3 protein-coding genes are annotated in these 2,478 nt (G+C 40.5%); 1 reads left to right on the top strand and 2 read right to left on the bottom strand.

Going from position 1 to position 2,478, the window contains the following annotated elements; translation table 11 throughout:
* Together PX482_RS14790 and PX482_RS14785 are read right to left on the bottom strand one after the other, a co-directional pair.
* Nucleotides 1–297 (bottom strand): Uma2 family endonuclease (locus tag PX482_RS14790; protein ID WP_271987681.1); only part of this gene is annotated, 297 nt, incomplete at its 3' end.
* A 1-nt stretch (nucleotide 298) separates the two neighbouring features.
* Nucleotides 299–454, bottom strand: a complete 156-nt coding sequence (locus PX482_RS14785) for a CU044_2847 family protein (RefSeq protein ID WP_002762885.1) — start codon at nucleotides 452–454, stop codon at nucleotides 299–301.
* 513 nt (nucleotides 455–967) lie between these two features.
* Here PX482_RS14785 and PX482_RS14780 point away from each other — a divergent pair.
* Nucleotides 968–2,478, top strand: a 1,511-nt coding sequence (locus PX482_RS14780) for a diflavin flavoprotein (RefSeq protein WP_288122617.1), incomplete at its 3' end; no start/stop codon positions are given.

Raw genomic sequence — 2,478 nt, 5'->3', positions numbered from 1 at the left:
TGTGCCTTTTCCTTCATATAATGGTTTGTCTTTAATCACCATGACATCAGGATAAGTATAAAAGCGATATCTTGGCATCCATAACCGTACATCACTCATAAAAGCCCAATAATCTTGATTGTTAATCTTAGTCGGAAAATTTTTATAAAAATTACCAGCAATCAGATTATGATTGATTGTTGCTCCCGTCATAGGAATAATATCTCCATCTAGATATTCATTTTTGTATTCTGCTGTTTCTTCTAGCTGACAGTATTCTTCAGGTGTGTAATAGCGTTTTTCGATTTGAACTTGCATACTAACCTCCCTTATCTTGGTTAAATTGCCATTCAATAGCAACTTTAATATTAGCTTGTGCTGAATCTTTTGTCAGCAAAGGAATCACCGTTTTACCCTCAACTTGTAACCCAAATTCTAAAGTAACTTTACTGGGTGGATTGGATCGGGAAATCATGATAAGCTCATCTAAAAATATAGCAAATTATACAGACATCTAAGACAAGTAATAGAGTGTAGGCAAGGGACATGAGCCTTTCTTGTCTGAATCTGGCTGCTAATCTAAGAATAAGCGGTTTAAATGCGTCTTAGCTTATTAGCATTTCTTGTCTAATTCCCTGTTTCCGCCGAAAAGCGATCACTAGTTGTCCAATTTAACTTGACTCGAGTGTATAACAGCCATTTCCCCACACAGATCCCTAGAGAGCGTTTCTCATAAAGATGAAGTATAAGCTAATTCGCTATCGACGATCGACTCCCACCTGAGCATTAAGATAACTGTTATCAGAACGTAGGTTGGGTTTCATGCTTCAACCCAACGCCAGATCATGTTGCGCTACCGCTAACCCATCCTACAAATAATTGTGCCTCCCTACTTATCAGTAATTATCGGAAAATAAATTCCCATACCTATTTTCTCGTGGCACAATAGAGACAAAGTATAAAAAACTTAACAATAAGGAGGGGTTCGATGGTTGCTACACCAGTCAAAACAAAACGTCTCACCGTGCAGGTGGCCGATCTCACCGCAGACACTACCGCTATTCGTTCCCTCGATTGGGATCGCGATCGCTTCGATATTGAATTCGGATTACAAAACGGTACGACTTATAACTCCTATCTGATTCGTGGGGAAAAAATCGCCCTTGTGGATACCTCTCACGAAAAATTCCGTCAACTATATTTTGATAGTCTCAACGGATTAATTAACCCCCAAGAAATCGATTATTTAATTATCAGTCATACTGAACCTGATCACAGTGGGTTAGTCAGAGATATATTGCAACTCGCTCCCAATATTACCGTCGTTGGGTCGAAAGTGGCAATTCAGTTTTTAGAGAATTTAGTTCATCATCCCTTTCAACGTCAACTGGTCAAAAATGGCGATCAGTTAGACCTAGGCAATGGTCACATTCTCGAATTTGTTAACGCTCCTAATTTACACTGGCCCGATACTATTTTTACCTACGATCACGGTTCGGGAATTTTATTTACCTGTGATGCCTTCGGAATGCACTACTGTTCCGATGATCTCTACGATGAGCAATTAAGTGCTATTGAACCGGATTATCGCTTCTATTATGAATGTTTAATGGCTCCTAATGCTCGTTCGGTACTAGCGGCGATGAAACGGATGGAACCCCTAGGTAATATTAATCTCGTGGCTAATGGTCATGGACCGTTATTAAAACATAATGTTACTGAATTATTGACCCGTTATCGTGATTGGAGTCAGGCACAAACTAAGGCAGAAAAAACCGTCGCTGTCTTCTATATTTCCGACTATGGTTATAGCGATCGCCTCTGTCAATCGATTGCCAAAGGTATTACTAAAACTGGTTTGGCTGTAGAAACTTTAGACCTGAAATCCGCCGATCCCCAAGAGGTAAAAGAATTAGCTTCTTCTGCGGTGGGAATCGTCATCGGTACTCCCCCCGTTTCTGGTATTCATGCCCAAGAAATTACGGGGAATCTAGGCACAATTCTCGCCTCGGTTAACCCCAAACAATATATCGGAATGTTTGAATCTCAAGGGGGTGATGATGAATCAATTTTACCTCTATTTAATAAGTTTCGTGAAGTTGGTTTAACCAAAGCTTTTGATCCCATTCGTAGCGCAGAAACTCCTAACGAGAGTCTCTATCAACGCTGTGAAGAAGCGGGGACAGACATGGGACAACTATTAACACAAGAGGTAAAAGTTAAACAAAGAAAATCCCTCGATACTGACCTTGATAAAGCCATCGGACGGATTAGCGGAGGTTTATATATTATTACCACCAAGAAAGGAGACAGAAGCGGTGCAATGGTCGCTTCTTGGGTGACGCAAGCAAGTTTTGATCCTCCCGGTTTTACCGTTGCTGTGGCCAAAGATCGGGCGATCGAGTCTTTAATGCAAGTGGGGGATCAATTCATTTTAAATATTCTGGAAGAAGGCAATTATCAAACCCTGATGAAACACTTTTTAAAACGTTTCGGACC

The organism is Microcystis sp. M53602_WE12, from assembly GCF_030065455.1.
Classification (GTDB): Bacteria; Cyanobacteriota; Cyanobacteriia; order Cyanobacteriales; family Microcystaceae; genus Microcystis; species Microcystis aeruginosa.
The sequence above is the reverse complement of the archived record's forward strand: the minus strand, read 5'-3'. Positions and strand labels throughout refer to the sequence as shown.

Coding starts and splice junctions, on each gene's coding strand:
- PX482_RS14785 (WP_002762885.1), bottom strand. CDS start 454: ATGATTTCCCGATCCAATCCACCCAGTAAAGTTACTTTAGAATTTGGG.